Origin of the sequence: Ilyobacter sp. (assembly GCF_041583315.1) — a bacterium.
Taxonomy (GTDB): Bacteria; Fusobacteriota; Fusobacteriia; order Fusobacteriales; family Fusobacteriaceae; genus Ilyobacter.
Genome location: NZ_JBFHGC010000489.1, coordinates 1 through 2,213, shown reverse-complemented (window position 1 = coordinate 2,213; position 2,213 = coordinate 1). Strand labels below are relative to the sequence as shown.

General features: G+C 33.8%; 3 protein-coding genes and 1 pseudogene. All 4 read left to right on the top strand.

Annotation, left to right across the window (positions count from 1 at the left end; all coding sequences use genetic code 11):
• Positions 1 to 549 (top strand): O-antigen ligase family protein (locus ABZA26_RS13300; protein ID WP_372714987.1); only part of this gene is annotated, 549 nt, incomplete at its 5' end.
• 419 nt (positions 550 to 968) lie between these two features.
• On the top strand, positions 969 to 1,442 hold the full coding sequence (locus ABZA26_RS13295; protein WP_372714986.1) for a type II secretion system protein: 474 nt from the start codon (positions 969 to 971) through the stop codon (positions 1,440 to 1,442).
• Between the two features lie 118 nt (positions 1,443 to 1,560).
• Complete coding sequence (locus ABZA26_RS13290) at positions 1,561 to 1,713, top strand: hypothetical protein (protein WP_372714985.1); 153 nt, start codon at positions 1,561 to 1,563, stop codon at positions 1,711 to 1,713.
• A gap of 48 nt (positions 1,714 to 1,761) precedes the next feature.
• A pseudogene (locus tag ABZA26_RS13285) lies at positions 1,762 to 2,213 on the top strand (pyridine nucleotide-disulfide oxidoreductase); the annotation flags it as partial.

The following is a 2,213-nucleotide window of genomic DNA, read 5'->3' as shown; positions in this document are numbered from 1 at the left end:
GATAACTTTGATTATCAGATTTATTTTATTGATAATAAATTTTATACTATTGATCATATGGACAAGGTTACAGAGATACCAAAGGTGAAAAGAGTAGAATTTTTTGACGGCTATGAAAAAAAGGGTTCTTCAAGGGTTTATATATGGTCTCGGAGTATTCCGAAGATATTTGAAAAACCTGTATTTGGCCACGGACAGGATACTTTCCCTCTTGTATTTCCTCAGAATGATTTTTTCGGGAAGAAGCTGTCCTTTGGCATGAAGAGTATTTTGGTGGATAAGCCTCATAATTATTTTATACAGGTGGCACTGAATAACGGGATTCCTGCTCTTCTGGTGGTTGGATTTTTATTCTTATTTTATTTTTATGATTCACTGAAAAGTTTTGCGGTGAAAAAAGATGTTTTCAATGTATGTATTTTTCTAAGTGTTTTCTCTTATTTTGTAACCTGTTTTTTTAATGACAGTGTGGTTTCTGTAGCTCCTTTATTTTGGACACTTTTGGCAGTGGGGATATGCTTAAATTCTGAGGGAAAAGAAATTTTATAAAAAAGTGTAGAAGACAGATATACATCTATATTGACTGTAAGCTATGTGTGTGGTGATTTAATAACTCTGACTATTTGTATTTTACGAAAAATTTATTGGGATTTTTTAAAGATATGAAAAAATTACCACGAATGGACACCAATAAAAAAATTCACTAATTTGCACGAATAAAAAAAACCAACCCCTGGACACAGAGTTTCACAGAGGAAAAAAGAGAGCTTCACAGAGAAAAAATTAATATTTTTATATTGTAATTATCTTTTATTATTTATCTCTTTTATCATTAGCTTTTATTCGTGTTAATTCGTGATAAAATATTTTGACTTTTATTTTCAGATGAATTAAGTATCTCAGTTTAAATTATAATTATAAATTTTATTTGTGCAGGGAAAATAAATTTTTATGATAGGAGATGAAAAATGAAGAGAAAGGGTTTTACTCTTATTGAACTTATGGTGGTAATAGCAACAATAGGTCTTTTGGCAGCTATAGCCCTTCCTAAGTTCAGTAATGTGACTTCCCAGGCTAAGGCGGCAAATGTCCAGGGGAACCTGGCAGTAGTGAGAACTTCTATAGGTTTATTTTATGCTAAAACAGAGACCTATCCTAATTTTAAAGGTACAAGTACCTACAGTACAGGAGACTTGTCTGATGTGAAAAGCACTGGCATAAACGGAGAAGAGATTTATTTTACAGATGTATACAGCAAAAGTGAGATGGCATCCACACCTTCATCAGAATTTATTGAAAACAATGCTGATTACCTAAGGAAAAGGATAACCACAGGCAGTGAGAAAAACGGAGGCTGGACTTATTCTTATGATGATGGGACAATAATAGCAGATCTTCCGGATAATGCTTACGGACAGGGAATAATCTGGTCTAAATTTTAGTTTTAACGGATGTGGTGAAATGTTACTGGAATGGAAAATCAAAATAAAAGTACTTGTTCCAGAATAAAAAATATGATAAAATAATTTTTGGTGTCTCATAATAGAGGGGTGTATTGGATTGAAGGCTGAATTATTTTGTCGTCAAAAAATAGAATATCTCTGTGTTTTTTATGGTGGGATAGGTATATCCTTTTTTAAAGAAAGAGCTTACGGGACAAGTATAAATAAAATAAAAGTTGATTATAAGCCTGAGTCTATGCTAAGAGTTTAGTATATTCCGGGCTTTTTTATATACATAATTAGGTTTTAGGAGGTCATCATGAAGTATGATATTATTTTTGTAGGCGGAGGACAGGCAAATGTTTTCGGGGCTTATGAGGCGATAACAAGGAATCCTGGGTCAAAGATTCTGATCGTGGATAAGGGAAGAATGCTGAAGGATAGAATCTGTCCCAAGGAGAAGACGGATAAATGTGTAAAATGTACCACTTGTGCAATAATATACGGTGTAAGCGGGGCAGGAGCATATTCAGATTCTAAATTTAACATGGATTACAGAGTGGGCGGAGACGTCCATACAGTGACAGGGAAACAGCTTGTCAATGATACGATAAATTACGTGGCAGAGATCTATAAAAAATTTGGTTTTGATGAAGAACCTGCAGGGATAAAGTATAACGAGGAAATGGAAGAGATAAAAAGAAGATGTATAGAAAATAATGTACAGCTGGTGGATACTCCTACCATGCACCTGGGGACAGATGGATCTAG

Coding starts and splice junctions, on each gene's coding strand:
- ABZA26_RS13295 (WP_372714986.1), top strand. CDS start 969: ATGAAGAGAAAGGGTTTTACTCTTATTGAACTTATGGTGGTAATAGCA.